General features: G+C 70.1%; 16 protein-coding genes. 6 read left to right on the top strand and 10 right to left on the bottom strand.

Translation table 11 applies throughout. The annotated features are described in order from the left end of the window. The first annotated feature begins 119 nt into the window (after positions 1-119). Complete coding sequence (locus tag OG622_RS36075; protein WP_371580815.1) at positions 120-1688, top strand: DUF1996 domain-containing protein; 1569 nt, start codon at positions 120-122, stop codon at positions 1686-1688. A 105-nt stretch (positions 1689-1793) separates the two neighbouring features. Here OG622_RS36075 and OG622_RS36070 read toward each other — a convergent pair whose 3' ends face one another. Then, positions 1794-2240: a hypothetical protein gene (locus OG622_RS36070; protein WP_371580814.1), complete on the bottom strand. Its 447-nt coding sequence runs from the start codon at positions 2238-2240 to the stop codon at positions 1794-1796. 115 nt (positions 2241-2355) lie between these two features. On the opposite strand from OG622_RS36070, the gene OG622_RS36065 reads away from it, so the two are divergent. The 3 genes from OG622_RS36065 to OG622_RS36055 all read left to right on the top strand — a co-directional run bounded on the left by OG622_RS36065 (position 2356) and on the right by OG622_RS36055 (position 8339). Further along, entirely contained in the window at positions 2356-5484 is a 3129-nt protein-coding gene (locus OG622_RS36065) for an alpha-N-acetylglucosaminidase (protein WP_371580813.1), read from the top strand. A gap of 141 nt (positions 5485-5625) precedes the next feature. Then, positions 5626-7575, top strand: coding sequence for a hypothetical protein (locus tag OG622_RS36060; RefSeq protein WP_371580812.1), 1950 nt, complete (start codon positions 5626-5628; stop codon positions 7573-7575). 71 nt (positions 7576-7646) lie between these two features. Next, positions 7647-8339, top strand: a complete 693-nt coding sequence (locus OG622_RS36055) for a TetR/AcrR family transcriptional regulator (protein WP_371580811.1) — start codon at positions 7647-7649, stop codon at positions 8337-8339. Here OG622_RS36055 and OG622_RS36050 read toward each other — a convergent pair. The 5 genes from OG622_RS36050 to OG622_RS36030 all read right to left on the bottom strand — a co-directional run bounded on the left by OG622_RS36050 (position 8336) and on the right by OG622_RS36030 (position 18438). Continuing rightward, complete coding sequence (locus tag OG622_RS36050; RefSeq protein ID WP_371580810.1) at positions 8336-8692, bottom strand: 5-carboxymethyl-2-hydroxymuconate Delta-isomerase; 357 nt, start codon at positions 8690-8692, stop codon at positions 8336-8338. The two genes, OG622_RS36055 and OG622_RS36050, sit on opposite strands and share 4 nt — an antisense overlap. A gap of 4 nt (positions 8693-8696) precedes the next feature. Then, positions 8697-10304 (bottom strand): SpoIIE family protein phosphatase, encoded by a 1608-nt coding sequence (locus tag OG622_RS36045; protein WP_371584330.1) that lies wholly within the window; start codon positions 10302-10304, stop codon positions 8697-8699. 84 nt (positions 10305-10388) lie between these two features. Beyond that, positions 10389-15818, bottom strand: coding sequence for a pullulanase-type alpha-1,6-glucosidase (gene pulA, locus OG622_RS36040; RefSeq protein WP_371580809.1), 5430 nt, complete (start codon positions 15816-15818; stop codon positions 10389-10391). Between the two features lie 152 nt (positions 15819-15970). After that, the gene (locus tag OG622_RS36035; RefSeq protein ID WP_371580808.1) at positions 15971-17353 is read right to left on the bottom strand and encodes an alpha-amylase family protein; all 1383 of its coding nucleotides are present in this window, start codon (positions 17351-17353) and stop codon (positions 15971-15973) included. A 221-nt stretch (positions 17354-17574) separates the two neighbouring features. Then, the gene (locus OG622_RS36030) at positions 17575-18438 is read right to left on the bottom strand and encodes an oxidoreductase (RefSeq protein WP_371580807.1); all 864 of its coding nucleotides are present in this window, start codon (positions 18436-18438) and stop codon (positions 17575-17577) included. A 74-nt stretch (positions 18439-18512) separates the two neighbouring features. Here OG622_RS36030 and OG622_RS36025 point away from each other — a divergent pair, with 74 nt between their 5' ends. Then, on the top strand, positions 18513-19166 hold the full coding sequence (locus OG622_RS36025; protein ID WP_371580806.1) for a DNA-binding response regulator: 654 nt from the start codon (positions 18513-18515) through the stop codon (positions 19164-19166). Between the two features lie 117 nt (positions 19167-19283). On the opposite strand, the gene OG622_RS36020 is transcribed toward OG622_RS36025, so the two are convergent. From OG622_RS36020 to OG622_RS36005, 4 genes are all read right to left on the bottom strand, one after another. Continuing rightward, complete coding sequence (locus OG622_RS36020; protein WP_371580805.1) at positions 19284-20963, bottom strand: glycoside hydrolase family 13 protein; 1680 nt, start codon at positions 20961-20963, stop codon at positions 19284-19286. A 193-nt stretch (positions 20964-21156) separates the two neighbouring features. Then, a complete protein-coding gene (locus OG622_RS36015) occupies positions 21157-22068 on the bottom strand; it encodes a sugar ABC transporter permease (RefSeq protein WP_371580804.1) in 912 nt (303 codons plus the stop codon). Between the two features lie 13 nt (positions 22069-22081). Then, positions 22082-23086 carry a carbohydrate ABC transporter permease gene (locus tag OG622_RS36010; protein WP_371580803.1) on the bottom strand — a complete coding sequence of 335 codons (1005 nt, stop codon included), beginning with the start codon at positions 23084-23086 and terminating at the stop codon, positions 22082-22084. 144 nt (positions 23087-23230) lie between these two features. Continuing rightward, positions 23231-24502 carry an extracellular solute-binding protein gene (locus OG622_RS36005; protein ID WP_371580802.1) on the bottom strand — a complete coding sequence of 424 codons (1272 nt, stop codon included), beginning with the start codon at positions 24500-24502 and terminating at the stop codon, positions 23231-23233. A 503-nt stretch (positions 24503-25005) separates the two neighbouring features. Here OG622_RS36005 and OG622_RS36000 point away from each other — a divergent pair. After that, complete coding sequence (locus OG622_RS36000) at positions 25006-26040, top strand: LacI family DNA-binding transcriptional regulator (RefSeq protein ID WP_371580801.1); 1035 nt, start codon at positions 25006-25008, stop codon at positions 26038-26040. Positions 26041-26095: the final 55 nt, after the last annotated feature.

The raw sequence follows: 26095 nt of genomic DNA, 5'->3' as shown, positions 1-26095 counted from the left end.
GAATCTCTCATCAATTTCTGAGTCGCCTGAACACTCCTGGGACTTACTTCGTATTCGATGGAGCCGCTTCACTCCTGTCGGGCGCCTCGATAGCCCCGCAAGGAAGTCAGAGGAGTTCCATGGGACGCAACACACGCAAACGACGTTCGCCGCTGGCCGTTCGGGCCATTGCCGCATCCGCGGCGCTCGCGGTCGCGGGCGGCGGCCTGGTCTGGGCGAACTTCTACGCCTCAGCGGGCGAGTCGAAGTCGAAGCAGAACAGCACACTGGCCGCCGCGCAGGTGGCCACCATCGCCTGCCCGGACGTCGGCCAGAAACTGACGAACGTACCCACCAAGGCGCGTGCGGGGGTCGCCAAGGAGCTGGCGCTGCTGGACCGGCAGATCACCGAGGCGTACAAGCGCCTGGCTGACACGCGCCAGGCCCAGGCGGGCGACGCCAACTTCGTCAACAACGCCATCCTCGGCCCGCTGAAGTCCAAGCGGACCGCCACCATCGACCGGATCGGCATCAACATCCGGCGCGTGGGCGGCCAGGCTCCGCAGGGCATGGCCCAGCTCGCCGCCTGCCAGGGCAAGGGCGACCAGGCTCAGACCAACGCCGGCGGGGGCCAGGGTCAGAACCAGGGCGGCCAGGGCCAGAACCAGGGCGGCAACCAGGGCGGCCAGGGTCAGAACCAGGGCGGCCAGGGTCAGAACCAAGGCGGCAACCAGGGCGGCCAGGGTCAGGGTCAGGCCGCCAACGGCCAGGGCGGCAACGGCCCGGTCGCGGGTGACTTCCAGGACATCACCCAGGTCCAGCCGAACGGCGGCCCGAAGGGCGTGAACGGAAACGGTCTCGCCGCGAACGGCAACGGCGGTTCCAAGGGCACGTTCACCACGAGCTGTGGCGTCAACAAGAACGAGCTTCGCAACTCGGACAACGTGATCGTCGCTCCCGGTGTCAGCAACGGTGCCCAGCACCAGCACGACTACGTCGGCAACCAGAGCAACAACGCCTTCGCGAGCGACCAGGACCTGGCCAACGCGCAGACCTCCTGCCAGAACCAGGGCGACAAGTCGTCGTACTTCTGGCCGGTGATCCGTATCCAGGACGGTTCCAACGACATCGACGCCAACGCCCCCGGCGGTGGCGTGGACAAGAACGTCGGCAAGATCGTCGAGCCGAGCCAGGCCCAGCTGAAGTTCGTCGGCAACAAGACGGCCAACGTCGTCGCGATGCCGACGGCCCTGCGCATCATCACCGGTGACGCGAAGGCCTTCGTGAACGGCCTGAACAACGCGAACACGAACTGGAGCTGCACCGGCTTCGAGGACCGTCAGCTGACGGACAAGTACCCGATCTGCCCGCAGGGCAGCTCCGTGGTGCGGACGACCTTCTTCCAGAGCTGCTGGGACGGTCAGAACATCGACAGCGCCAACCACCGCACGCACGTGGACTTCGTCGAGGCGAACGGCAGCTGCTCGAACGGCTTCCAGGCCATTCCCCAGCTCCAGGTCCGACTGGTCTACAACGTGCCGGCCCCGCAGATCCAGAACGGACAGGTCGTGAAGCCCTTCGCGGTCGACTCCTTCCCGGAGAACCTGCACAAGCCGATCACCGACCACAACGACTTCATCAACTTCTTCAGCCAGGACGCGATGAACAAGATGGTCCAGTGCATCAACGGCGGCCAGAACTGCAAGTAGTACCGAAGCGCTTCTGAGCCACTGAAGAAGCCGGCGGTGGGATCTCCCACCGCCGGCTTCGTCTTGCCCGGACCGCGTCCGCGCCGCTGACCGCGTCTCGCGCGGTCAGCCGCTGTGGCTGTTGTGGCTGCCACCGGGGTTCATGTGCTCGGACCCCTCCTGCAGGTCCCCGCCGAGCGTTCCCTGCAGTCCGTTGACCGTCTTCTTCTCGCCGACGGCGACCCACTTGCGGCCGACGAGGTAGTAGCCGCCGTAGTCCTTGGCGCCGGAGAGCCACTCCGCCTGGCCGCGGTCGGTGGCGAAGGTCGCGAGGACGAACTTGCCGTCGAAGTCGCCGTCCTTGTTCGTGCAGAGGGCCTGGCGGATGGTGTCCGCGTCCGTCTGCATGTCCGGCTTGCAGCCCACCTCGCCCGCGATGTGCTCCAGCGTCCCGGACGCCGTCTTGGGGACCGCGGCCTCGGCGTCGTCGGCCGCTCCGCAGCCGGTCAGCACCAGCAGGGCGGCGACCGCTCCGGCAGCGCTGCCCGCAAGCCTCTTCCTCGTCAAACTCATCCGTACCTCCGGGTCCGTTCAGGCGACATGAACGCGCCAGCTCCGTGCACACCGTTGTTCACGGACGATCGCCCCGTTAGCGTGCCGCCACTGTCGACACAGGGGGCACACAGACATGAACAGTCCGTCGCGACGCACGGTGCTGGGCTCGGCCGGTGTCATCGGCCTCGGAACCCACCTGCGATGGTCGGTCCCGGCCCACGCCGCAGAGAGCCCCGACGAGGGCCCCGCCTTCGATACGGCTCCCGCGCGGTCCGCGCTCAATCGGCTGCTGCCCGGTCATGCCGGACAGTTCCGGCTCAGTCTGCTCGACCGGAGCGGCACCGTCGACCGGTTCCGTGTCACAGGCACCATCGGACGCATCCAGGTCCAGGCCACCACACCGGCCACTCTGCTCATGGGCGTGCACTGGTACCTCAAGTACGTCTGCGGGGCCCACCTTGCCTGGAACGGCAGCCAGCTGGACCTCCCGAGCCGCCTCCCCGCGCCCGCCCGCCCCCTGGAGAGATCCACCGCCCTCCCCCACCGCTTCGCCCTCAACGACACCAACGACGGGTACACCGCCCCGTACGCGGACTGGTCGTACTGGGAGCACCAGATCGATCTCCTGGCGGCCCACGGCTGCAACGAGGTGCTGGTCATCGCGGGTATGGAGGCCGTCTACCACCGGCTGCTGAAGGACTTCGGGTACTCCGACGAGGAGTCCCGGGCGTGGCTGCCCGCCCCCTCGCACCAGCCCTGGTGGCTGCTGCAGAACCTGTCCGGCTACGGCGGCCCCCTCTCCCCCGAGCTGATCGCCCGCCGGGCCGCGCTGGGCCGGCGCATCACCGACCGCCTGCGGGAGCTGGGCATGTCCCCCGTGCTCCCCGGCTACTACGGGCACGTCCCCAAGGAGTTCGTGGAGCGCAACGGCGGTGACGCGCACATCGTCCCGCAGGGCATCTGGCACGGCTTCGAACGCCCCGACTGGCTGGATCCGCGCACCGACTCCTTCGCCCGCGTCGCCGCCTCCTTCTACGGCCATGTGAAGGACGTGTTCGGCGAGGCGGCCCACTTCAAGATGGACCTCCTGCACGAGGGCGGCACGGCGGGTGACGTGCCCGTCCCGGACGCGGCCCAGGGCGTGGAGCGTGCCCTGCAGAAGGCGCACCCGGGCGCCACCTGGGTGATCCTCGGCTGGCAGGAGAACCCGCTGCCCGAACTGCTGGACGCCATCGACAGGTCGAAGATGCTGATCGTCGACGGTGTCTCCGACCGCTACGCCAGTGTCACCGACCGCGAACGCGACTGGGGCGGCACCCCGTACTGCTTCGGCACGATCCCCAACTTCGGCGGCCGTACGACCATCGGGGCCCGTGCCCACCTCTGGAACGACAAGTTCTTCGCCTGGCGGGACAAGGCGGACAGCGCGCTGGTCGGTACGGCGTTCATGCCGGAGGCCACCGACCGCGACCCGGCGGCCTTCGAGCTCTTCTCCGAACTGGCCTGGACACCGGGGAAGATCGACCGGGCCGTCTGGTTCTCCTCGTACGCCGACTTCCGGTACGGCGGCCGCGACGACTTCGCCCGCGGGGCCTGGCGGGCGCTGCACGACACCGCGTACCAGCAGCGGGCCGTGGAGCGCAGCGACCCGCACGACTCCCTCTTCTGCGCCCGCCCCGACCTCGCCGCCGACCGCGCCGCCGAGTACGCGCCGAGGACGCTGACGTACGACCCCGGCCGTTTCGACGCGGCCCTCGCCGGGCTGCTGGGCGTGGCGGGTGGGCTGCGCGGCAATCCGGCGTACCGGTACGACGTGGTGGATGTGGCGCGGCAGGCGCTCGCGCACCGCAGCCGCCAGTACCTGCCGCAGCTGCGGGCGGCCTACCGGCGCAAGGACCTCGACACGTTCCGTGCCCTGTCCACTCTCTGGCTGCGGCTGATGCGGCTGTCGGACGAGGTCACGGGTACGAACACGGCGTTCCTGCTGGGCCCGTGGGTGAACGACGCGCGGCTGATGGCGACGGACGACGCCGAGCGGGCGGAGTTCGAGCGGACGGCGAAGGTCCTGATCACGGTGTGGGGCGGGCGGGCCACCTCCGACACGGGTGATCTCCACGAGTACGGCAACCGGGAGTGGAACGGCCTCATGGCCGACTTCTACGTCCCGCGCTGGCAGAAGTGGCTCGACACCCTGGAGGACGCGCTCGCCACGGGGACCGCTCCGGCGGCCGTGGACTGGTTCGCGTTCGAGGAGCCATGGACACGGGAGCGCGCGGACTACCCGCTGCGGCCGGTGGGCGACGCGTACCGGACGGCGGCGCGGGTGCGTGACGTGCTGGCGCGGGCGCCGTACCAGGGGACCCTGACCGTCACCGCGGAGCCGCCGGTGCTGCCGCCCGGCGGGAGTGGGCGGCTGTCGGCGGTCTTCCGCAATGTCAACGGGCTGCTGGCCACCGGGCAGGTGGACTTCGCCCTCGGCGGCTTCGACGGGACGGCCGAGCCGGAGGGGCCGACATCGTTGCCGAGCGTTCCGGCGGCCGGGTCGGGGACGGTGCGCTGGCGCGCGGACGCGCCGGACGCGCCGCTGGACCGTCCGCTGCGGCCGCTCCCCTACACGATCACCGTCCAGTACGGTCCGCGCGGCGAGGACCGGGTCGAGGGGCGCATCGACGGAACGCTGTTCGAGGCGGGGCCGGTGGGTTCGGGGTGGAACACGTACACCAACACCGGGGCCGTCTTCGGGCAGCTGGAGGACCGGTTCGCGATCGATGGTGGCGGGGCGGATCTGTGGCGGGGTACGGCGGAGTTCGGCACGCTCTATCGGGCGGGGGCGCTTCGGGACGGTACGTCCGTCACGCTCCGGGTCGACTCCCAGGCGGCGACCGGGAACTGGGCCCGGGCCGGGATCGTGGTGCGGAACAGCCTCGGTGGGGCCGGGTCGGCGGGGTTTCTGAATCTGGCGGTCACTCCGGCCAACGGGGTCGTGTTGTCCTACGACAGCACGGGGGACGGGACGCTCGACACGTATCGGCGGATCACCGGGGTCAAGGCGCCGGTGCTGTTGCGGTTGAGCCGGACCGGCACGGGTTCGTACACGGGTGAGTGCTCCACCGACGAAGGCGTGACCTGGCGGGTGGTGGCCACGGTGACCGTGCCGGGGGCGGCGAGTGCGGGGCAGGACGTGGGGTTGTTCATGAGCGCGACGAATGGGGGGAACGGGACGCGGGGGTTGGTCGAGTTCAGCGGGTGGTCCCTGACCTAGCTCGCGTGAGGGGCGCGGGGAACTGCGCGAGCAACCCCCACTCACCCGACACCCGCCGACGTACACGCACCCCATAGGCGCCCCGCCCAACCCGGCGGAGCGCTCAGGTGACCATCTGACGATTCGCTCGTTTTGCTGAACGTGCAGTCACAGGATGTCGCCCCGCCCCCCGCATCTTCCCGCGCCCAGGAGTCGGTCGTGGACGTCGAGCAGGCGGAGGCCGCGCTCGTCGAGCACTATCCGCGCCTGGTCCGGCTCGCCTATCTGACGTTGCCGCCGAGCCTGGGCCGGAACCGCCGTGTGCTGACGGCACACGCGCTGACGCAGCGGGCGCTGCCCCGAGGCCGTAGGCCGACGACGCTCATCCCGGCGCAGTCGACGGGGGCGGTGGCGGGCCGGGAGCGCAACCCCGGGTACGTCCTTGTCCGGCTGCGAGTCGTCCGCACCGCCCTGGAAGCGGGCCTGCCGCTGCGGCGCAGGGCGTGGCCGAAGCGGTCCCAACTGCCGCCGCCGCTCCCGCAGGTGTGGGGCCTGCGGCTCTTCCCCCGTTCGGGCGGCGCCGACGAACTGGCCCTGGACCAACGGCTGTCGGCGCTCACCTCCCCGGCCCGCGCGGCCTACGTCCTGCGCGGTCTGGAGAAGCTCCCCGACCCGGCGATCATGACGCTCCTCGAAGAGGCCGGCGTCGACGATCCGGCCGCGGCGCTGAAGGAGGCCGGCTCCGTGCCGGCGCAGCAGTACGCGCTGCTCACCTCCCCCGAGTACGACCCCTGTTCACTGCACGCCCGCCCCACCGATCTGATGCGGCGCCGCCAGCACATGAAGGCCGCGCTGGCCGCCACGGCCGCCGTGGTCGTGTGCGGGGCGCTCCTCGGACTGCCCGGGGATGCCTGGGGGCCCGACGGCGCGGCGGCACCCTCGTACGCGCGGAACCCGGCGGCCCAGGCGGCCCTCGATCCGGGGCGGTTGACCACGGCGACGGCCACGGCGTGGCAGGCGACGGGGCGCAGCGACTTCACCACCTGGCCCGCGCGCGGCGATCTCGTCAAGGACAAGGCCCTGCTGCGGCGGGCCCTCGCGGTCTGGGCCCGCCCCGGCGAGTCCGTGCAGGTCGCGGTCACCCTCGGTACCCAGGCCGGGCCCACGCCGGGGCCGCCGCAACTACTGTACGCGGGCAAGGTCGACAACCTCCGGGTCGTCCTGCTCCACGACGGCCTGCGCATCGCCCGGTACGCCGAGCCCCTCGACGACCCGGGCGTGGCCGCCCTCGACCTGACCCGGGTCGACGGGGCGACCGGCGCCGGCGCGAGCGCCCTCGTGCTGGGCCGGGCCGACGGCAACGTCCGCTATCTGACGGCGCCCTGGGTGCGCGGGGCGGCCGTACGGGATCTGGCGAAGCCGGACGTCCCGGTGCGGAAGCTCGCGCTGACGAAGGACGGGACGACGGCCCCGTTCGCCGCCCCCGCGATGCGCACCGGGGAGTGCCGTTCGTGGGACGTCCTGCAGCTGACCGATGCGACGGGCGGTACCCGGCTGCTTACCGACCTGTTGGAGGTGGCCCCCGCGCACCTCACGGTCGGCCGCCCGTCGGCCGCCGCGCCGGGTCGTGACGCGTCCGCCGCGCCGGCCCTCTGGGCGCCGTTCGCCTGCTCCCTGGCCGCCGTGCGGTCGCAGGGTGTGCGGACCGTGAACGCCTGGCAGTTCGCCCGCCAGCCGCTGCCCGACGGCAGCGGCCGGGCCGACTGGGTGTGCACCCGTACCGAGACGTGGCGGGGCGCGGGAACCCGGGCACTGACGCAGTTCAACACCCCGGCCGGCGCGTACGTCACGGCCGCCGCCGACGAGGTCCCCGCCTGTGGCCCGGCCGACCCGCACGTCCTGGCCGCCGGCCCCTGGAAGTCCGCGGCCGGCGACTCGTACCTGCTCGCCGCCGGCAGCAAGGGCACCGTCTCCGTCGCACTGAGCGGCGGGGTGAGCGGTTCGGCCCGGGGCAACCTCCTCGCCGTACCGGCCGAGGAGGGCGCGCGGGCCGAGTTGACGGGCACGCTGGCGAACGGCCGCAAGATCAGTGGACTTCAGTCGGCCCAGTGACCGCTCGCGGAGCGAACACCGCAACGCCATCCAGTCCATGGCAGGCTGGAATCAATCGGTAAGGTGTTCGTATGCGAACCGGTGCGCGCCGCAGGATGGGTGTGGAGGAGCGGCGGCAGCAGTTGATCGGGGTGGCCCTCGAACTGTTCAGCCGACGCTCGCCCGACGAGGTCTCCATCGACGAGATAGCGTCGGCGGCGGGCATCTCACGCCCGCTCGTCTACCACTACTTCCCGGGCAAACTCAGCCTGTACGAGGCCGCTTTGGCGCATGCCTCCGACGATCTCGCGAACCGTTTCGTCGAGCCCCGTGAGGGCCCGCTCGGCGCGCGGCTGCTCCGCGTCACGCACCGCTTCTTCGCCTTCGTCGACGAGCACGGCCCCGGTTTCTCCGCCCTGATGCGCGGCGGCCCGGCCGTCGGCTCGCCCCGCACGAACGCCCTCATCGACGGTGTACGCCAGGTCGCCTATGTCCAGATCCTGTCGCACCTCGACGTCGACGCCGCGCCCGCCCGTCTCGAACTCGTCATCCGCTCCTGGATCTCCCTGGCCGAGTCCACGGCCCTGATCTGGCTGGACGGCCGCCGCATCCCGAGGGAGGAGCTGGAAGTCCAGCTCGTCCACGACTTCGCGGCCCTGGCGGCGGTGAGCGCGGCCCAGGACGAGGAGATGGCGGCCCTGCTCCGCGCAATCCTCGCCGACGAGCCGCAGGACGGCCCGTTCAGCGATCTGGCCGGGCGCCTGGTGGCTTTGGGACGCGCCTAGATCTCGAACTTCCGGTATGAGGGATCAAGGTCCCGGACCTCCGCCGACGCGTGAAACGCCAGCCCCGCCGAGAGCTTCACGTGCTCCCGAAGCAGTTCCAGCACGTTCTCGGTGAGCGTCACCTTGGTCTCGTCGGTCCGCCCGGCGAGCAGCCCGAGCGCGACGTGCACGATCGCGTGGCCGTCCGTGTCGGGTCCGACCACCGTGTCCTCGGTGGCCCGGAACCGCGTCTTGCACGCCTCCGGCTTCGCGGCGGCGGTCCGTACGACCTCCTCGTGCAGGGCCTTGGCGAACGCGGGCCGGTCGAAGCCCTCGGAGAGAACGGCGGAGTAGTCAACAGTGATCTGCGGCATGAGGTCACCCTAACCGCAGCCGCAACGCCAGCATGGCGATGTCGTCCTCCCGGTCCCGCCCGAAACAGTGCAGCAACGTGTCGCACAGCGCGACCGTCCCGGCCGGGGCGTCCGCCGCGGCGGCCCGCAACTGTTCCAGGGAGAGCGAGAGATCGATGCCCCGGGTCTCGACGAGCCCGTCGGTGACCATGAGCAGCCGGTCCGCCGGCCCCAGCACCGTCTGTGTGGGGGCGGGCCGGTCGAGGCCGAGCCCGAGGAGCGGTCCGGCGGCCTTCACGTACTCGGCCTCTCCCGAGTCCCGGACGATCAGCGGCGGGATGTGGCCCGCGTTGGCGATCCGTACGCGCCCGCTGTCCGGCTCGACGAGGGCGAGACAGACCGTGGCGGTGACGTCGGGGTGGTAGTGCTGGAGCATCCGGTCGAGCCGCCGGGCGAGTGCCGCGGGGTCGGACTGCTCCACGCAGTAGGCGCGCAGTGCGTGCCGGATCTCGACCATCACGGTGGCCGCGTCCAGCGAGTGCCCGACGACGTCACCGACGGCGGTGAGGAGGCCGCCGGGGGTGGACAGGGCCGCGTAGAAGTCGCCGCCGATCTCGGTCTGCCGGGAGGCGGGGACGTAGCGGACGACCACTTCGAGGCCGGGGAACTCGGGCACCCGCTTCGGCAGGAAGCTGTGCTGGAGGGTGAGCGCGACATGGCGCTCGACCTGGTACATGAGGAGGGGCTGCGCGGCCAGGGCGGTGGCCTGGGCGAGACGGGCGACCAGACCCGTGGCGTCGGCTGCGGTGCCGCGGGGGCCGCGCACGGGTGTGGCGACGCAGACGGGCGTGCCGCTCTCGGTGCGGGCCAGGACCAGCCGGGCGTCCTCGGTGATGCCGGGCCGGAAGAAGCCCGGGGGCCACAGGGGTGCGGGGACGACGGTGTCGTGCGGTCCGGGGTCGCCGTCGGTGACGCGGCGGATGAGCCGGGCCACGGCGTCGTGCGCGCCGGTGTCGGGGAGGGTGGTGCGGGCTCGGGCCCGGGAGGTGCCGCTGTAGAGGTGGCCGTCCTCGCCGAGCACGAACACCGCGGCGGGTGACCGGGTGAGCCGGGCCGCCCCTTCGGCGGCGGCTCCGGCGAGCTCTTCCAGGGTGCGGGCGGCCTGGACGTCGACGATGGTCTCGGACAGCAGGGTGAGCCGTCGCACGAGGGCCTCGGCGCCGTTGCGCATACGGGCGCCGCGCACGGCCGCGCGGACGACCGCCTGGATCTCCTCCGGTTCGGCGGGGACCGTCAGATAGGCCTCGCCGCCCGCGTCCAGTCCCCGGCAGCGGTCGCTGGGGGCGACGGCCGCGGCGGAGAAGTGGACGACGGGCAGGGCGGCCATCGGGGGCCGCGCCTTGAGCCGGCGGCAGAGTTCGAAGCCGCTCATGTCCGGGAGGCCGACGTCGACGAGGGCCACGTCGGGCAGGGCTCCCGAGCGGAGCCGCAGGTCGAGTTCGGCGAGCGCCTCACCGGCGCTGGCGACGGGGACGACGCTGTGCCCGGCCCGGCGCAGGACCGCGCCCATCGCGTACCGGCCGGCGACCGCGTCGTCGACCACCAGCACCGTGGTGCCTGCTTCGTCGGCCATCAGGCTCATGAGGCTCTCGTCGTCGCTGAAGCTCGGGGTGGTGCGGGCCGTCCCCTCTCCGCCCGCACCACCCAAGCTAGCGGCCTACCGGTCGGATCGTGCGAATACCGCCACGGTCCGCCCCGGAACGACGAACGTCCCCGATTCCGCTTCGTACGACGAGGTCCGGACGGTAGAGTCCGCACCCGCCGCCTGTACGTGGTGCAGGGCGTATCCCGTCCCGGCCAGGTCGTCCACGGTCTGCTTCCGCTTCTCGGGGGTGGCGTTGAAGACGACGACGAGGTCGCCGAGTTCCATGGTGATCACGCCCGGTGTCTCGTCCTTCCCCGACAGCGGGAACGACAGTTTCGACTGCACCTGGCCTGCCGTGTCGAGGGAGAACACGTCCTCCGTCGTACGGATCCTCAGCAGGTCCCGGTATGCCGCCGAGGCTCCCTCGATCTGTGCGCAGCCGACCTCGACGGAGGTCAACAGGGGTTTGGCGTAGGGCCACTTGGACTGGTTGTCGGCCGCGAGGGGCAGCCCGCGCCCGAAGCCGTTGCCGTCCCGGCAGTCCCAGTGGATCGCGTTGAACCAGTCGCCGCTGTCGTACGAGTTCCGGTCGAGCGACTTGGATCGCAGCAGGTCGGTGCCGGCCTGGGAGAGCGCCGGGCCCTGCGAGAGGGCGGCGGTCGCCATGGCCAGGACCTGCATACGGGCCCGGTCGGCCGCGCTCGTCGACCTGGGCAGCTTGAAGGCCAGCGCGTCGAACAGGGACTCGTTGTCGTGCGCGTCGACGTAGGCGAGGGCGTCGCCGGGGACGGCCGCGTATCCGGCGGCGGCCCCGTTGTAGTCGACCTCGGAGCCCTTGACCTCCTTGCCGTCGGTGTCGGTGAACCGGTAGTTCGCGAGGTTGCCGCTCAGCCCGACCTTGATGAGGTCCTGGTAGTGCAGCAGCCGTGCCTTCTGCTCGGCCGGAGTGCCGTTGCCGTCCGAGGAGTTGGGCTCGGTGTAGAGACCGGACGCGAAGCCCTGGACGCCCGGGTCCTCGTCGAAGGGTCCGCCGCCGCGCACCGCGTCACGGGCCCGGTCGGAGAAGGTCGCGATGCCCGTCCCGGCCATGTTCTTCTGCGTGGCCTGGGGGAAGCGCGCGTCGTCGGCGACCTCGCCGAAGTTCCAGCCCTCCCCGTACAGGATGATCTTCTTCCCGTCGACGCCGTCCTTCTTGGGCGTCAGCGCGTCGAGTGCCTTCCTGACCGCCAGGATGTTGGCCTTCGGGTGGTGGCCCATCAGGTCGAAGCGGAACCCGTCGACCTTGTACTCCTTGGCCCAGGTGACGATCGAGTCGACGACGAGCTTGCCCATCATGGTGTTCTCGGGCGCGGTGTTGGCGCAGCAGGTGGAGGTGGCGACCGAACCGTCGGCGAGGAGCCGGTGGTAGTAGCCGGGGACCACCTTGTCGAGGACGCTCTTGTCGGCCTGGCCGCTCGCCGGGGTGTGGTTGTAGACCACGTCCAGCACGACCCCGAGGCCGTCGCCGTTGAGCGCCTTCACCATCTTCCGGAACTCGAACGTACGCCGCGTACCGTCCGGGTCGGTCGCGTACGAACCCTCCGGGACGGTGTAGTGGTAGGGGTCGTAGCCCCAGTTGAACCCGTCCTTCGCCGCGGCCTTCGCCACGCACTCCTGCTGCTGGTCGGAGTCGGCGGCGTACGAGCCGAGGTCGCAGTCGGCGGTCGCCCGGTCGGCCTTCCTCTCGGGGATGGTGGCGATGTCGGCGACGGGGAGGAGATGCACGTACGACGTCCCGGCCTTCGCCAGTTTCCGCAGATGCTTCGAGCCGTCGCTCCCCCGGTCGGTGAAGGCGAGGTAGGTGCCCTTGTCCTTCACGGGCACGGTCTTGTCGTCGATGGAGAAGTCCCGGACGTGCAGCTCCTGGATCTGCGCGTCCTTGAGCGGTACGGCCTTGGGCTTGGTGTACGACGACCAGCCGGCCGGGGCGAGGGACTTGTCGCCGAGGTCGACTACGAGGCTGCGCTCGGAGTCGGCGGTCAGGGCGACGGAGTACGGGTCGGTGACCTTGTTGGTGACGACCTCGGCGACGCTCGGGGCCCACACCTTCACGACGTACCGGTAGGGCTTGTTCTTCCAGGACTTCTCACCGGTGACGGACCAGACGCCTGTGGTGTCGTTCCGCTTCATGGGGAGCGTCCTGCCGTCGAGGTCGAGCGAGACCTTCCGGGCGGTGGGCGCCCAGACGGCGAGCGTGGGGCGGCCGTCACGGAAGGTCGGGCCGAGGTCCGCGTCCGCCGCCGCTCCGTACAGGTCGTCGAGTACGCCGGCGATCTGTACGCCCGTCGCCGTGAGTACGGCCCCGGTCGCCGCGCGCTGGGAGGCGACGAGCTGGCCACGCAGGGCCTCGCGGACCCGGTCGCGGTCGCGCGGGTCGACGGTCCAGGCGGTGTACGACTTCAGGTGCGGGAACCTGGCCTTCTGGGCGTCGGTGAGGGCCGACTTGGTCAGGCGGAGCCACCGCTCGTCGGTGCTGGTCAGCGCGGAGTCCTTCGCGGCGATGGAGCCGGTGCGGGAGTACAGCAGTTGGGTGGAGGCGGCGGTGTCGTCGCCGTTCCAGGCGACGGTGTTCCGGTCGATCCAGACCGCCTTGGAGGTGGCCAGGTCGAGGGTGGCCGCGCTGCCCGCCGGCTGCGGGAGCAGGTACTTCTCCTGGCCGTTGAGGAGCCAGACCTCGTGGCCGTCGGCCTTGAGGTCGAGTGCCTGATCGGTGGGGAGGTCCTTCTCGTCGCCCTTGTGGAGGATGTAGCTGAGGCTGGTGGCCCCCTCGGTGAGCGGCACCTCGAAGACGGCGCCGTAGGCGTCGGTCCGCACCGGCTCCAGGGGCTTCGACCAGTCCGTGGGGTTCGCGGCGCCGGACCAGACGTGCAGGCCCCAGCCGTCGTAGTTCCCGTCGGCACGGTGGTGGTGGAGGACGGCCTTGGTCTTGTCCTGCTCCGGGTAGTCGGCCGTGGGCTTCTCCGTCAGTACGGACTCCTTGCCCTGCTCGACCCAGATCTCACCCGTCTTCGTGACGTCGATCGAACGGTCGGCGGAGACGTCCTTGTTGCCGTCCTTGTCGATGACGAGGTAACTGACGTTCGAGGCCCCGGGCTTGAGCTTGACGTAGGCGAAGGCGCCGTACGCGTCCCGCCCGATGAAGTCATGGCCGTCCGGCCAGGTCGTCCCCTCCCCGTCGGCGATGTCACCCCAGGCGTACAGCCGCCAGTCGGTGTAGTCGCCGTCGGCGCGCTTGTAGTGGACGACCGCGTAGTCGCGCGAGGAGGCGGTGGGGGTCTCGGGGGCGGGCGGGGTGCCGGTGGTGGAGGTCGCGGTGGCGCTCGCCGTGCGTCCGGTTCGATCGATCACCACTGCCTTGTACCGCAGGACCGTTCCCGGCGGAACCTCCTCCCCGATGGTCTGGGTGACCTTGTAGGGGGCGTGGTCGGCGGAGCCCAGCGTCTTCCACCTGCCGTTGCCGACCTGGGCGGCGAAGACGACTCGGTTGAGCTGTCCGCCGTCGACGTCGGCGCCGATTTCGACCGTGCCCGTGGCGCCGGTGGCCGGGCCGGTGAGCGTGAGGGACGGCTCGGTGGCGGGCTTCGCGAGCGGGCCTGCGGCCTTGAGGACGATCGCGGACCCGGCCGGGACGGTGACGGTGACCTTCTTGTCGGCGCCGCTCGTCACGTTGGCGTCGGTCCCGTAGAGGCCCTTGAAGACCATGCGGGCGGAGCCGGTCGCGAAGGTGGCGTTCTTGGCCTCGCCCGCGTTGTTGAAGGCGACGACGTACTCGGTGCTGGTCTTGGCATCGGTGCGGGAGAAGGCGTAGACGCCCGCCCCGTCGGCCGCGTAGCGCTCGGTCTGGACGCCGTCGGCGAGAGCCGGGTTGGTCTTGCGGAGCTTGGCGAGAGCACTGATCCGCTGGTAGAGCGGTGCTCTCGTGTCGTACGCGTCGGAGGCGTGCGTCCGGTCCGTGCCGAGCTGGTCGTCGTCCAGGTAGTCGGCGACCTTGGAGGCGAACAGCGTCTGGCGGGCGTCCTTGTCGCCGCCCGCGCCGGTGAAGCCCTGTTCGTCGCCGTAGTAGATGACGGGGTTGCCGCGACTGAGGAACATCAGCTCGTCGGCGAGCTCGGCCTTCTTGATCAGCTGGGCGTCGCTCGCCCCCGCGTCGTCCTGTTTGAGGAAGGTCCCGATGCGGCCCATGTCGTGGTTGCCGAGGAAGGTGACCTGCTCGTACGCGTTGGCCTTGTCGGTCGTGTACTTGTAGTCGTCCCCGAAGACCGAGGCGAGCCGCTGCGCGCTGCCGCCCTGGGAGGCGTACGCCCGTGCCGCGTCCTGGAAGGGGAAGTCGAGCGTGGAGTCGAGGCGGCCCTGCGTGACGTACGGGGAGGTCACGGAGGTGTCGGCGGAGTAGACCTCGCCGAACATGAAGAAGTCGTCGCGGCCCTTCTTCGCGGCGTACGCGTCGAGCGCGGTGGCCCACTGGGTCCAGAACTCCGTGTTGACGTGCTTCACGGTGTCGATCCGGAAGCCGTCGATGTCGAAGTCCCGCACCCACTTCTCGTAGATCTTCTCCATGCCGGTGACGACCTCGGGCCGCTCGGTCCACAGGTCGTCCAGCCCGACGAAGTCGCCGTAGGTGGCGGACTCGCCGGCCCAGGTGGAGTCACCACGGTTGTGGTACATGGTCGGGTCGTTGAGCCAGGAGGGGACCTTGGCGTTCTTCTTGGCGGCGGGGGCGACGGGGGTCCGGGGGAAGGAGTCCCGGTCGACCTTCGGGAACTTCTCGCTCCCGTCCGCGTGGTCGGCGTCGTCGAAGGGCTCGCCGTCCTTCGTCAGATACGGGAAGGCGCCCTTGGAGAGGTAGTCGTAGGACTTCTCCTCGTAGTCGACGACGTCTGCGGTGTGGTTGGTGATGACGTCGAAGAAGACCTTCATGCCCTTGGCGTGGGCCTTGGAGATCAGGGTCTCCAGGTCCTTGTTGGTGCCGAAGTGTGGGTCGACCTGGGTGAAGTCGGTGATCCAGTACCCGTGGTAGCCGGCGGAGGCGTTCTCCCCGGTGCCCTGGACGGGCTGGTTCCTGAAGATGGGCGCCATCCAGAGGGAGGTCGTGCCCAGGCCCTTGATGTAGTCGAGCCGCTTGGTCAGTCCCTTGAGGTCACCGCCCTGATAGAAGCCCTTGTCGGTGGGGTCGTAGCCGGTCGCGAGGCGCGAGCCGGTCAGGCCGCCCTTGTCGTTCGCCCTGTCACCATTGGCGAAACGATCCGGCAGGACGAAGTAGAACTGTTCGCGGGTGAGGTCGTGACGGGCGGCGGTCTTCGCCAGCTTCGCGTCGGACGGAGGTGCGGGCGCGGTCGCGGCCCCGGCCACGAGGGGCTGGACGAGCGCTGCGGTCAGCGCGGTCACGGTGACCGCGCCGACCGCCGCGGCCCGTCCGGCGTGGGTGGTACGGCGCCTCGACGGCGTCGGCCATCTCGGTATCACAGATGGACTCCTTGCGATGACGGCTCTGGTGGGTCCGACCCCGCGCGACCGTATCGCCGCCGAAAGCTTTTCAGCAAGAGGCTTGAAAGTAACGGAAAGAGCTTTCAGGGAAACTTTCGGGCGCGCTTGTCGCGGCCGGCGGGTGGAGCCCCTCAGCAGGTGGACTTGCCGGCGTAGATCGCGAGGGCGGTGTTGGCGCCGAGGGTGGCGGTGAACCGGCCCGAGCCGTTGACGGTCACCGTCGTGTTGCTCTGCACGTCGCAGTACGTCCCGGCCGCGAGGGAGGTCTGGTACGTGCGGCCGAGGCTGCTCGACTCGTGATTGACGGCCACGAAGCCCTTGCTGCCGCGCCCGAAGGCGATCGCGTCGCCCCCGTTGTCCCACCAGTTCGTGACGGCCTCACCGCGGGTGGCGTTGCGGAAGGCGACCATGCGCATGATCTCCGGCCAGGCGTGCTGGCACTTCCAGCCGTCCTGCCAACAGGCGTTGACCGTACCGCCGTTGGGCGGCCCGGCGTCGGTGGAGGAGAACTCGTAGCCGGAGTTGATGTCGGGCGCGCCGTACGGGTACGCCAGCATGAAGACGTTGGCCATCGTGTAGGTGGCGCCGTCCTTGTAGCTGAGGGTGGAGCCGTTGCGCTCGGTGTCGTGGTTGTCGACGAAGACCCCGGCGACCGAGCCGCTCATGTACCCCCAGCCCTCGCCGTAGTTCTTGAGGTAGGCGAGGTTCTCGTTGTTGAAGACCCGCTTGAGGTCGAAGGCGTACCGGAACTCCTGTACGTCCCCGTTGCCCGTGTACTCGCTCGGCTGGACGGCCTCCCCGGCCCCGTGGATGGCCTCCTGCTTCCAGTACACGGACGTGTTGCTCAGCCGCGACTTGATGTTGGCGAGGTCGGCGGCGGGGATGTGCTTGGCGGCGTCGATCCGGAAGCCGTCGACGCCGTACCCGAGCAGGCTGTTCATGTACCCGGCGACGGCCGACCGGACGTACTCCTCACCGGTGTCCAGGTCGGCGAGGGTGACGAGCTCGCAGTTCTGGACGTTGGCGCGGTTGGTGTAGTCGCTGACGGTGGAGGTGCAGTCGTCGAAGTCGAAGGAGGAGTAGAGGCCGGGGTAGTCGTACTTCGTGTACGACGACCCCCCGGTGCCGGTGCCGCTCCCCGCGGACATGTGGTTGACGACGGTGTCGACGACGACCTTGACGCCGGCCGCGTGGCAGGTGTCGACCATGTTCCGGAAGGCGGTGGCGTCACCGAGCCGCCCGGCGATCCGGTAGCTGACCGGCTGGTACGACGTCCACCACTGCGAGCCCTGTATGTGCTCGGCGGGCGGCGAGACCTGGACGTATCCGTACCCGTTCGGCCCGAGGGTGTTGGCGCACTCCTTGGCGACGGAGGCGAAGCTCCACTCGAACAGGACGGCGGTGACGTCCTTGGTCCCGGGGGGCGACGCGTACGCGCTTCCCGCGGGCACCGCGAGCGCGATCGACGCGCCCGCCGCGAGAGCGAGCGCACCGGAGAGGGTTCTGCTGGTCATGTGTGGGGTCCTTCTCCATTGAAGGGATCCGAAGGGGAGGGGCCGGGGGCCGAAGGGCGGCCCACGCACAATCGGTTGCCGTTTCTTGCTGCAAGATGGCTGAAAACTTTCAGCCGACAGGAAGGTACGAGTCCGCTTGTCGCACGGTCAACCCTCCGGACACACCTTCTTCACGCCCCCGAAATCTCTTCACAGGGTGGGGCGTTGGGGACCGGGTGGCGTCAGGAGAGGTCCGCGAGATCCTCTCGGGTGAGGGTGATCGAGGCGGCGGCGGTGTTCTCCTCCAGGTGGTCGAGGGAGCCGGTGCCGGGGATGGCCAGCGTGACGGGAGAGGCGGCGAGCAGCCAGGCCAGGGCGATCTGCGGGACCGTGGCGCCGTGTCGTTCCGCGACCTCGGTGATGCGGTCGCCGGTGAGGTCGGTGAGGCCGCCGCCGAGCGGGAAGAACGGCACGTAGGCGATGCCGGCCTCCTCGCAGGCGGTCAGGAGATCGGTGTCGTCGCGCTTGTCGGCGTGGAAGTGGTTCTGGATCGCCGCGACGGGCGCGATCGCGCGGGCCTCGGCGAGGTGGCCGACGCCGACGTTGCTGAGACCGAGATGACGGATCACCCCCTCCTCGCGCATCGCGGCCAGGACCTCGAAGCGTTCGGCGACGGACTCGCCGTGGGGTGGCAGCCCTACGCCCCCGATGCGCAGATAGACCAGGTCGAGGCGGTCCACGCCGAGGGTTTCGAGGTTCTCCTCGACCAGCGGACGCAGGTCCGCGGGGTCGGTGGTCGCGGCGAGGCCGCCCTCGGGGGTACGGGCCGGGCCGACCTTCGTGGCGATGACCAGGTCGGCCGGGTAGGGCTGGAGGGCCTCGCGGATCAAGGCGTTGGCACGGACGGTGCCGTCGCCGCTGGTGTAGAAGGCGGCGGTGTCGATGTGGTTGACGCCCAGTTCGACCGCACGGCGCAGGACGGCACGACCGGTCCGGGGATCGCGAGCCGGGCCGTGGAAGGTGTTCGTGGGCAGGCGCATGGCCCCGAAGCCGACGCGGTTGAGCGGAAGGTCGCCACCGAGGCGGAAGCAGTCGTCTTTGTTCATGAACTCAGCCTCAGCGAGAGGCTGTTCGGTCCGCGAACCGCTGGCAGGTTGCTGCCATCGGGCAGAATGGCGACGTGGCAGAGATCGTGACGATCCGCGGTGACCTGGAGCTCCTCACCCGTACCGAGCGGCTGTTCTCCTCCGTCCAGGAGGAGTTCGTCTGTGCCGCCCGCGACCTCGACACCTGGCCCCGCCCCGAAGCCCGCCGGACCGCCCGTGCCCGGCTACGAGGCAGCGGCTCTCACCGGGTCCGCAAGCTGCTCAGCCCGGCCGCGCTGGCCGACGAACACAGCCGTGCGCACCTGAGCGAACTCGCCGACCGGGGCGCCCTGGTGCGGATCGCCGCCACCGCCCTCCCCCACGAGACGATCATCGTCGACCGCCGCTTCGCGATCCTGGCCGGCTCGCACTCCGCCGGCGGCCGCGAGTACACCCTCACCACCGCCCCCACCCTGGTGGGCGGCGTGTACGCCCTCTTCGAAGCCGCCTGGGAAACGGCCACCGACCTCAAGGCCTTCCTCCGCGGCGGACAACCCCGCCTCGACGCCGAGAGCCGGAAGGTCCTGCGCGCACTGGGCTCGGGAGCCACCGACGAGACCGCCGCCCGACAACTCGGCATGTCCGTACGAACCTACCGCCGCCGGGTCGCCGAACTGCTCGACACGTTCGACGCGGGGTCACGGTTCCAGGCGGGGGTGCGGGCGGGTGAGCTGGGGCTGAGCGGCTAGGCCCGCTGGGTTCACGGCGGGATCAGCCGGGGCGTGGCCACCACGCCCCGGACCCAGGCCCACGGAACGCGGGAGGCTCGCCACCCGAACCGGGTGGCGAGCCCCTCGATTGCCCGGTCAGACGGTCGTCCACCAGACCGTTGTGTCCCCCGGCAGCTTCGTCTCGTCCTCGGCTGTGGTCAGCTCGCCGCTGGCGAGCAGGACGCGGCCGTACGCGGGGATCGTGACCGTCTCGCCCGTCGTGTTCGCGACGCACACGAAGTCCCCCCGGCGGAAGGCCAGGACACCTGCGGGCGCCTTCAGCCACTCGACCGAGTCGCCCGCGCCGAGACCGGGCTCCTCGCGGCGGACGGACAGGGCGGTGCGGTACAGCTCCAGGGTCGAGCCCGCGGCGCCCGTCTGGGCCTCGATGCTCAGGTCGCCCCACTCGGCGGGCTGCGGCAGCCAGGAGCCGCCCCCGCCGAAGCCGTACGACGAGCCGGACCGGGTCCACGGGATCGGGACGCGGCAGCCGTCGCGGAAGCCGTCCTGGCCGGCGCCCCGGAAGTACGCCGGGTCCTGGCGGACCTCGTCCGGGAGGTCGACGACGTCGGGGAGGCCCAGTTCCTCGCCCTGGTAGACGTAGGCCGAGCCCGGGAGCGCCAGCATCAGAAGGGAGGCCGCGCGGGCGCGGCGCAGGCCCAGTCCGCGGTCGCCCGCCAGGCGGATCTGTGTGCCCAGGCCCGGTCCGTTCGCGAAGCGGGTCGCGTGGCGGGTCACGTCGTGGTTCGACAGGACCCAGGTGGCTGGGGCGTTGACCGGGCGCATCGCGTCCAGCGTGCGGTCGATGACGACCTTCAGCTCCGCCGCGTCCCAGTACGTGCCCAGGTACTGGAAGTTGAAGGCCTGGTGGAGTTCGTCCGGGCGGACGTAGTTCGCGGTGCGTTCGACCGTCGGGGTCCACGCCTCCGCCACGAAGATGCGCTCCCCCGCGTACTCGTCCAGCACCAGGCGCCACTCGCGGTAGATCGCGTGGACGCCGTCCTGGTCGAAGAACGGCATGACATCGTTGCCCAGCAGTTTCAGCTGTTCGTGGGCGCCGAGGTCCGGGAGGCCGGCCGCTTTCACCAGGCCGTGGGCCACGTCGATGCGGAAGCCGTCCACACCCATGTCGAGCCAGAAGCGCAGGACGGAGCGGAACTCGTCGCCGACCGCCGGGTGGTCCCAGTTGAAGTCGGGCTGTTCCGGGGCGAACAGGTGCAGGTACCAGGCGCCCGGGGTGCCGTCCGGCTCCGTGACCCGCGTCCAGGCGGGGCCGCCGAAGATGGACTCCCAGTCGTTCGGGGGGAGTTCGCCGGACGCGCCCTTGCCCTCGCGGAAGTGGTAGCGGTCGCGCAGCGGCGAGCCCGGGCCCTCCGCGACCGCCCGCCTGAACCACTCGTGCTGGTCGGAGGAGTGGTTGGGAACCAGGTCGACGATGATGCGCAGACCCAGGTCGTGGGCGTCGCGGATCAGGGCGTCCGCGTCCAGCAACGACCCGAACATCGGGTCCACCGCGCGGTAGTCGGCGACGTCGTAGCCGGCGTCGGCCTGGGGGGAGGCGTAGAAGGGGCTGAGCCATACGGCGTCGATGCCGAGGTCGCGCAGGTACGGGAGCCGGGAACGTACGCCCTCCAGGTCGCCCATGCCGTCGCCGTTGCTGTCGGCGAAGCTGCGCGGATAGACCTGGTAGATCACCGCGTCGCGCCACCAGTCGCTGCGCTGGGCGACGGTGGCGGCGGAGGTCGGGGCCGTGTCGGCGGAGTGCTGCTGGCTCATGGCGTCCTTGGTGCGTAAGGGAGTCATCGGGTCAGAGGTAGATACGGGACGGGTGACAGAGGCGGCCGCGGTGTCAGCGGGGTCGGATCGGCACCGCGGCCGCCACCCGCGCCTCAAGGGGCGCGGGGAACTGCGCGACCAGCCATGACGAGAGCCGCGGACAAACTACGGCCCGTCGCGGCTCAACCGGCGGTCAGCCCTTGGTGCCGCCGGCCGTCAGCCCGGTCACCAGGTTCTTCTGCACGAGGTAGAAGAACGCGGAGACGGGGATCGCGACCAGTACGGCGGTGGCGGCCATCAGGTTGCGCTGGGCGTCGTGTTCGCTGACGAAGCTCTGCAGGCCGACGGCGAAGGTGTACTTCGTGTCGGACAGCATGAACGTCGAGGCGAACGCGACCTCCCCGAACGCGGTGATGAAGCTGTAGAACGCGGCGACCGCGAGGCCCGGCTTGGCGAGCGGCAGGATCAGCCGTGCGAACGTGCCGAAGGGGGTCAGCCCGTCGACGCGTCCGGCCTCGTCGATCTCGAAGGGGATCGTGTCGAAGTAGCCCTTGAGCAGCCAGGCGCAGTACGGCACGGCCGTCGAGCAGTAGACGAGGACGAGGCCGAGGTAGCTGTCGATGAGCTTCAGTTCCGACAGGATCTCGTACATCGGGACCATCAGTACGGCTACCGGGAACATCTGCGTGACCAGGAGCACCCACATGAACTTCCGGTAGCCCGGAAAGCGCATGCGGGAGACCGCGTAGCCGGTGGTCGCCGCGATCAGCACCCCGATGACGGTGGTGCCGAGCGAGACGACGAGGGTGCTGACCAGCCAGTCGAAGAACGGTGTCTCCTGGAGCACGTACGAGTAGTTGGCAAATGTCATCTTGCCGAAGATGCGCCCGGGATGCAGGTAATCGTCCTTGTCCGGGCCGAGGGACAGGAACAGCAGCCAGGCGATCGGGAAGAGCGCGGCCAGACTCGCCACGATGAGGATCGCGTGGGAGGCGATGGCCCCGGCGAGGCTGTTCTCGCCGCGTCGGCGCGTGCCGCGGGGCGCGGTGGTCCGCGCGGCCGACCGGTCTTCCGGAGCCGTGGTCTTGACGGTCGTGGTGCTCATGGGGGCTCCTGCCTCAGATCGCGAGCTGCTGCTCATCGCGGTTCAGCCAGCGGCGGTAGACGGAGGTGAAGACGATCAGGATGGCCAGCAGCAGGATGCCGTAGGCCGCCGACTGCGCGAAGTCACGCGGCTGTTGTCCGAAGCCGAGGTAGTACGCCCAGGTCACGAGGATCTGCGCTTCGGGCGCGGTGTCGCCGAACAGCAGGAAGATGACGGCGAACTGGTTGAACGTCCAGATGATGCCGAGGAGTACGACGGTGGAGCTGACGGACCTCAGGCCCGGCAGGGTGACGTAGCGGAAGCGCTGCCAGGCACTCGCGCCGTCCATCTCCGCGGCCTCGTACAGGGACGTGTCGATGGACTGCAGTCCGCCGAGCAGCGAGACCATCATGAACGGCACACCGCACCACGTGTTGACCATGATCGCGGCGAACCGCTGCCAGAAGGTGTCCTCCAGCCACAGCGGGGCCGGCAGGTGCAGCGCTTCGAGGCCGGCGTTGATGACACCGCCGTCGGCGAGCATGAACCGCCAGCCGAAGACGGTGACGAAGGTGGGCACGGCCCACGGCAGGACCAGGATCAGCCGGTAGAAGGTGCGGCCGCGCAGCTTCTGGTCGAGCAGCAGCGCGAGGCCGAGCCCGATGACGTAGTGCAGGGCGACGCAGAGGGCCGTCCAGACGATCGTCCAGACGAAGTGCGACCAGAAACGGTCGTACGAGGTCGGGCCCCACAGGATGTCGGCGTAGTTGTCGAGGCCGATGAACTCGTAGGTGGCCTTGATGTGGTTGACGCCGATGGTGCGCGCCGAGTTGAGGCTGTTGGCGTTGGTGAGCGTGAGATAGAAACCGCGCGCCAGCGGATACAGCACCAGGACGCCGAGCACGACGACCACCGGGGCGATCATCGCGTACGCGTACCAGTACCGCTGGTACGACTGCCTCAGACGCGTCAGCCGGCCCGGGCGCCCGCCCGGTTCACCTCGGCGCTTGCCGGTCGCTCGGTCGATGGCGACTGTCATCGTTCGACACCTTCTGGAAGATCACTGGCAATCACTGACAGGTCAGGGGCTGGGCGGCCCTGGGCCGGGCCGCTCCGGGGACAGGCCGGTGACCGCCGCATCCGTTCCCCGAGGGTCCGGGGAGAACGCGGCGGTCACGCGGGATCACTTGCCGAAATCGGGGACCAGCTTGGCGATCGCGGTCTCCGCGTTGCCCAGGCCCTTGTCGAGGGACTCCTTGCCGCCGGCGACGGCGAGCAGCTCGGTGTCGAGCGGGCCCCACAGCGAGCTGTACTCGGGCAGCTCGGGGCGCGGCTGGGCGGCGGCGAGGACGGTCTGGTAGCCGGCGATGCCCGGGTCGGCCTTGACCTCGGTGGTGTAGGCGTCGTCACGCGTGGGCAGCGTGGAGTTCTTCAGGGCGATGGTCTCCTGGGACTTCGCCGAGGTCATGAAGTTGACGAACTTCAGCGACGCCTCCTGGTGCGCCTTGTCCGAGCCGGCGTAGACGGACAGGTTGTGGCCGCCGGTCGGGGCGCCCGCCTTGCCGGTGGAGCCGGCCGGGACGGTGGCGATGCCCAGGTTGGCCTTGTCCTTGAACGCCGAGCCCTTGTAGAAGTTGGTGATCTCCCACGGGCCCTGGACGATCGAGGCGACCTTGCCGTTGACGAAGGCGTCCTGGATGTGGGCGTAGGCGTCGGCCGTGGTGTCCGCCTTGTGCAGGCCCTTGCCGTCGAAGAGGTCCAGCCAGGTGCCGTACGCCTTCTTCGCCTCGGCGGAGTCGACGGTGATCTTCTTGGCGGCGACGTCGACGGTGTCGGTGCCCTCGCCGTAGAGGAAGGACTGGGCGTAGTAGGCCTGGGTGGAGCCCCAGTAGCCGTCGACGTCGGTCTTGTCCTTGATGGTGGCGGCGGCCTTCTTCAGGTCGTCCCAGCTCCTGGGGGCCTCGGTGATGCCGGCCTTCTCGAAGAGGGCCTTGTTGTAGACCAGTGCGAGGGTGTCGGTGACGAACGGGACGCCGTAGGTCTTGCCGTCGTACTGGGCCTGCTTGATCAGGCTGGGCTGGAACTTGTCCTGGTCCTTGAGGGCGTCGGTGCCGTCCAGCGGCAGGAAGAAGCCCTTCTTGGCGAAGGCGGGGGTCCAGCCGACCTCGGAGCGCAGGATGTCCGGGGCGCCCGTGGCGCCGGCGGCGGTGTCGAACTTGTTCTGCGCCTGGTCGAAGGGCACGTTGACGTACTTGACCTTGATGTCCTTGTTGGCGGCCTCGAACTCCTTGACCAAGGCCTTGTACGTCGGTGCCTCATTGGTGGCGTTGGAGGTGTCCCACCAGGTGATGGTGACCGGACCGTCGGCCGAGTCGCCGCTGTCGCTTCCGCCGCAGGCCGTCGCCGTGAGGGCGATCGACGCCACCAGCGCGGTGGCCGCTATGCCACGCCGCATGAGATCTCCTTGAGGGTGAAAGCCCGTGTGCTTGGGGCCGGCCAGGGCCCCTGGGAGGGCCCCGTCCGCCGCTCCCGCTGCCGGGGCGTCGTTGCCGCCGCCGGGCGTGGCCGAACGTAACAGCGATGTAAGCCGGACGAAAGACCTTGCTGCAAAAAAGTGCAAGAACCGGCGATGGTTACCCCGCCGCGACCCATGTCCGACCACCCCGGAACCCAGTATCCAGGCCGCTCAGCGAGCTTGGAGGCGGCCATGAAAGACTCTGCAAGTCCTTGCCACGACGCGCGCGTACGGCAATCATCACTCTGTCAGCGTCTTGCGCATTGCGGATTGCGGAAACCACCCCTTCCGCGCAGGGGCGCCCCCACGGACACCGACCAGAATCACGAGGGACCGCGATGACGCAGCAGCCCGCAGCGGGCCGCACCCCGGGCCGCGCCCCCGCCCGCACCCGGCGCCGAGCCGGTGGGCAAGCGCAGGCCCGGCCGGTACAGTCCAGTGCTGTGACCACACGGCTTGCCGACATCGCAGCCCAGGCGGGGGTCAGCGAGGCGACTGTCAGCCGCGTCCTGAACGGGAAGCCGGGCGTCGCCGCCACCACTCGCCAGTCCGTTCTGGCCGCCCTCGACGTCCTGGGCTACGAGCGGCCCGTACGGCTGCGTCAGCGCAGCGCGGGCCTGGTGGGCCTCATAACCCCGGAGCTGGAGAACCCCATATTCCCGGCCCTGGCCCAGGTCATCGGCCAGGCTCTGACCCGGCAGGGCTACACCCCGGTCCTCGCCACCCAGACCCCCGGCGGTTCGACGGAGGACGAGCTGACCGAGATGCTCGTCGACCGCGGTGTCGCCGGCATCATCTTCGTCTCCGGTCTGCACGCCGACACCTCGGCCGACATGCAGCGATACGAGCAGCTGCGCGCCCAGGGTGTGCCGTTCGTCCTCGTGGACGGTTTCTCGCCGAAGGTGCAGGCGCCCTTCATCTCGCCGGACGACCGGGCGGCGATGTCCCTCGCGGTGACGCATCTGGTGTCCCTCGGGCACACTCGGATAGGTCTGGCCCTGGGCCCCAAGCGCTTCGTCCCGGTCCAGCGCAAGATCGAGGGTTTCGTCCGGACGATGCAGGACCAGCTGGGCCTGGCGGCCGCGACGGTCGAGTCCGAGTTCGTCCAGCACTCCCTTTACACCCTGGAGGGCGGCCAGGCGGCGGCCCTGGCGCTCATCGACCGGAAGTGCACGGCGGTGGTGTGCGCGAGCGACATGATGGCGCTGGGCGCGATCCGGGCGGCCCGGCAGCGGGGCCTTCAGGTGCCGCAGGACGTCTCGGTCGTCGGTTTCGACGACTCCCCCCTGATCGCGTTCACCGATCCCCCACTGACGACGGTCCGCAAGCCGGTCCCGGCGATGGGGCAGGCCGCGGTGCGTACGTTGCTGGAGGAGATCGGCGGGACGCCGGCGCCCCACAGTGAGTTCGTGTTCATGCCGGAACTGGTGGTGCGGGGGTCGACTGCTTCGGCTCCTGGGGACCGGAGTCGTACCTAAGACGGAGAAAGCGGGGAGCGATGCGATACGTGCGGAGGAGATGCCCGTCCGCCCT

The sequence above is a fragment of the Streptomyces sp. NBC_01314 genome (assembly GCF_041435215.1).
Classification (GTDB): Bacteria; Actinomycetota; Actinomycetes; order Streptomycetales; family Streptomycetaceae; genus Streptomyces.
Note: the sequence above shows the minus strand (reverse complement) of the source record. Positions and strands in the feature narration are given on the sequence as shown.

What these genes read in the sequence shown, in the direction of transcription:
- OG622_RS36075 (WP_371580815.1), top strand. Translation starts at nt 120, where the DNA reads ATGGGACGCAACACACGCAAACGACGTTCGCCGCTGGCCGTTCGGGCC.
- OG622_RS36070 (WP_371580814.1), bottom strand. Translation starts at nt 2,240, where the DNA reads ATGAGTTTGACGAGGAAGAGGCTTGCGGGCAGCGCTGCCGGAGCGGTC.
- OG622_RS36065 (WP_371580813.1), top strand. Translation starts at nt 2,356, where the DNA reads ATGAACAGTCCGTCGCGACGCACGGTGCTGGGCTCGGCCGGTGTCATC.
- OG622_RS36055 (WP_371580811.1), top strand. Translation starts at nt 7,647, where the DNA reads ATGCGAACCGGTGCGCGCCGCAGGATGGGTGTGGAGGAGCGGCGGCAG.
- OG622_RS36050 (WP_371580810.1), bottom strand. Translation starts at nt 8,692, where the DNA reads ATGCCGCAGATCACTGTTGACTACTCCGCCGTTCTCTCCGAGGGCTTC.
- OG622_RS36045 (WP_371584330.1), bottom strand. Translation starts at nt 10,304, where the DNA reads ATGGCCGACGAAGCAGGCACCACGGTGCTGGTGGTCGACGACGCGGTC.
- OG622_RS36035 (WP_371580808.1), bottom strand. Translation starts at nt 17,353, where the DNA reads ATGACCAGCAGAACCCTCTCCGGTGCGCTCGCTCTCGCGGCGGGCGCG.
- OG622_RS36030 (WP_371580807.1), bottom strand. Translation starts at nt 18,438, where the DNA reads ATGAACAAAGACGACTGCTTCCGCCTCGGTGGCGACCTTCCGCTCAAC.
- OG622_RS36020 (WP_371580805.1), bottom strand. Translation starts at nt 20,963, where the DNA reads ATGAGCCAGCAGCACTCCGCCGACACGGCCCCGACCTCCGCCGCCACC.
- OG622_RS36015 (WP_371580804.1), bottom strand. Translation starts at nt 22,068, where the DNA reads ATGAGCACCACGACCGTCAAGACCACGGCTCCGGAAGACCGGTCGGCC.
- OG622_RS36010 (WP_371580803.1), bottom strand. Translation starts at nt 23,086, where the DNA reads ATGACAGTCGCCATCGACCGAGCGACCGGCAAGCGCCGAGGTGAACCG.
- OG622_RS36005 (WP_371580802.1), bottom strand. Translation starts at nt 24,502, where the DNA reads ATGCGGCGTGGCATAGCGGCCACCGCGCTGGTGGCGTCGATCGCCCTC.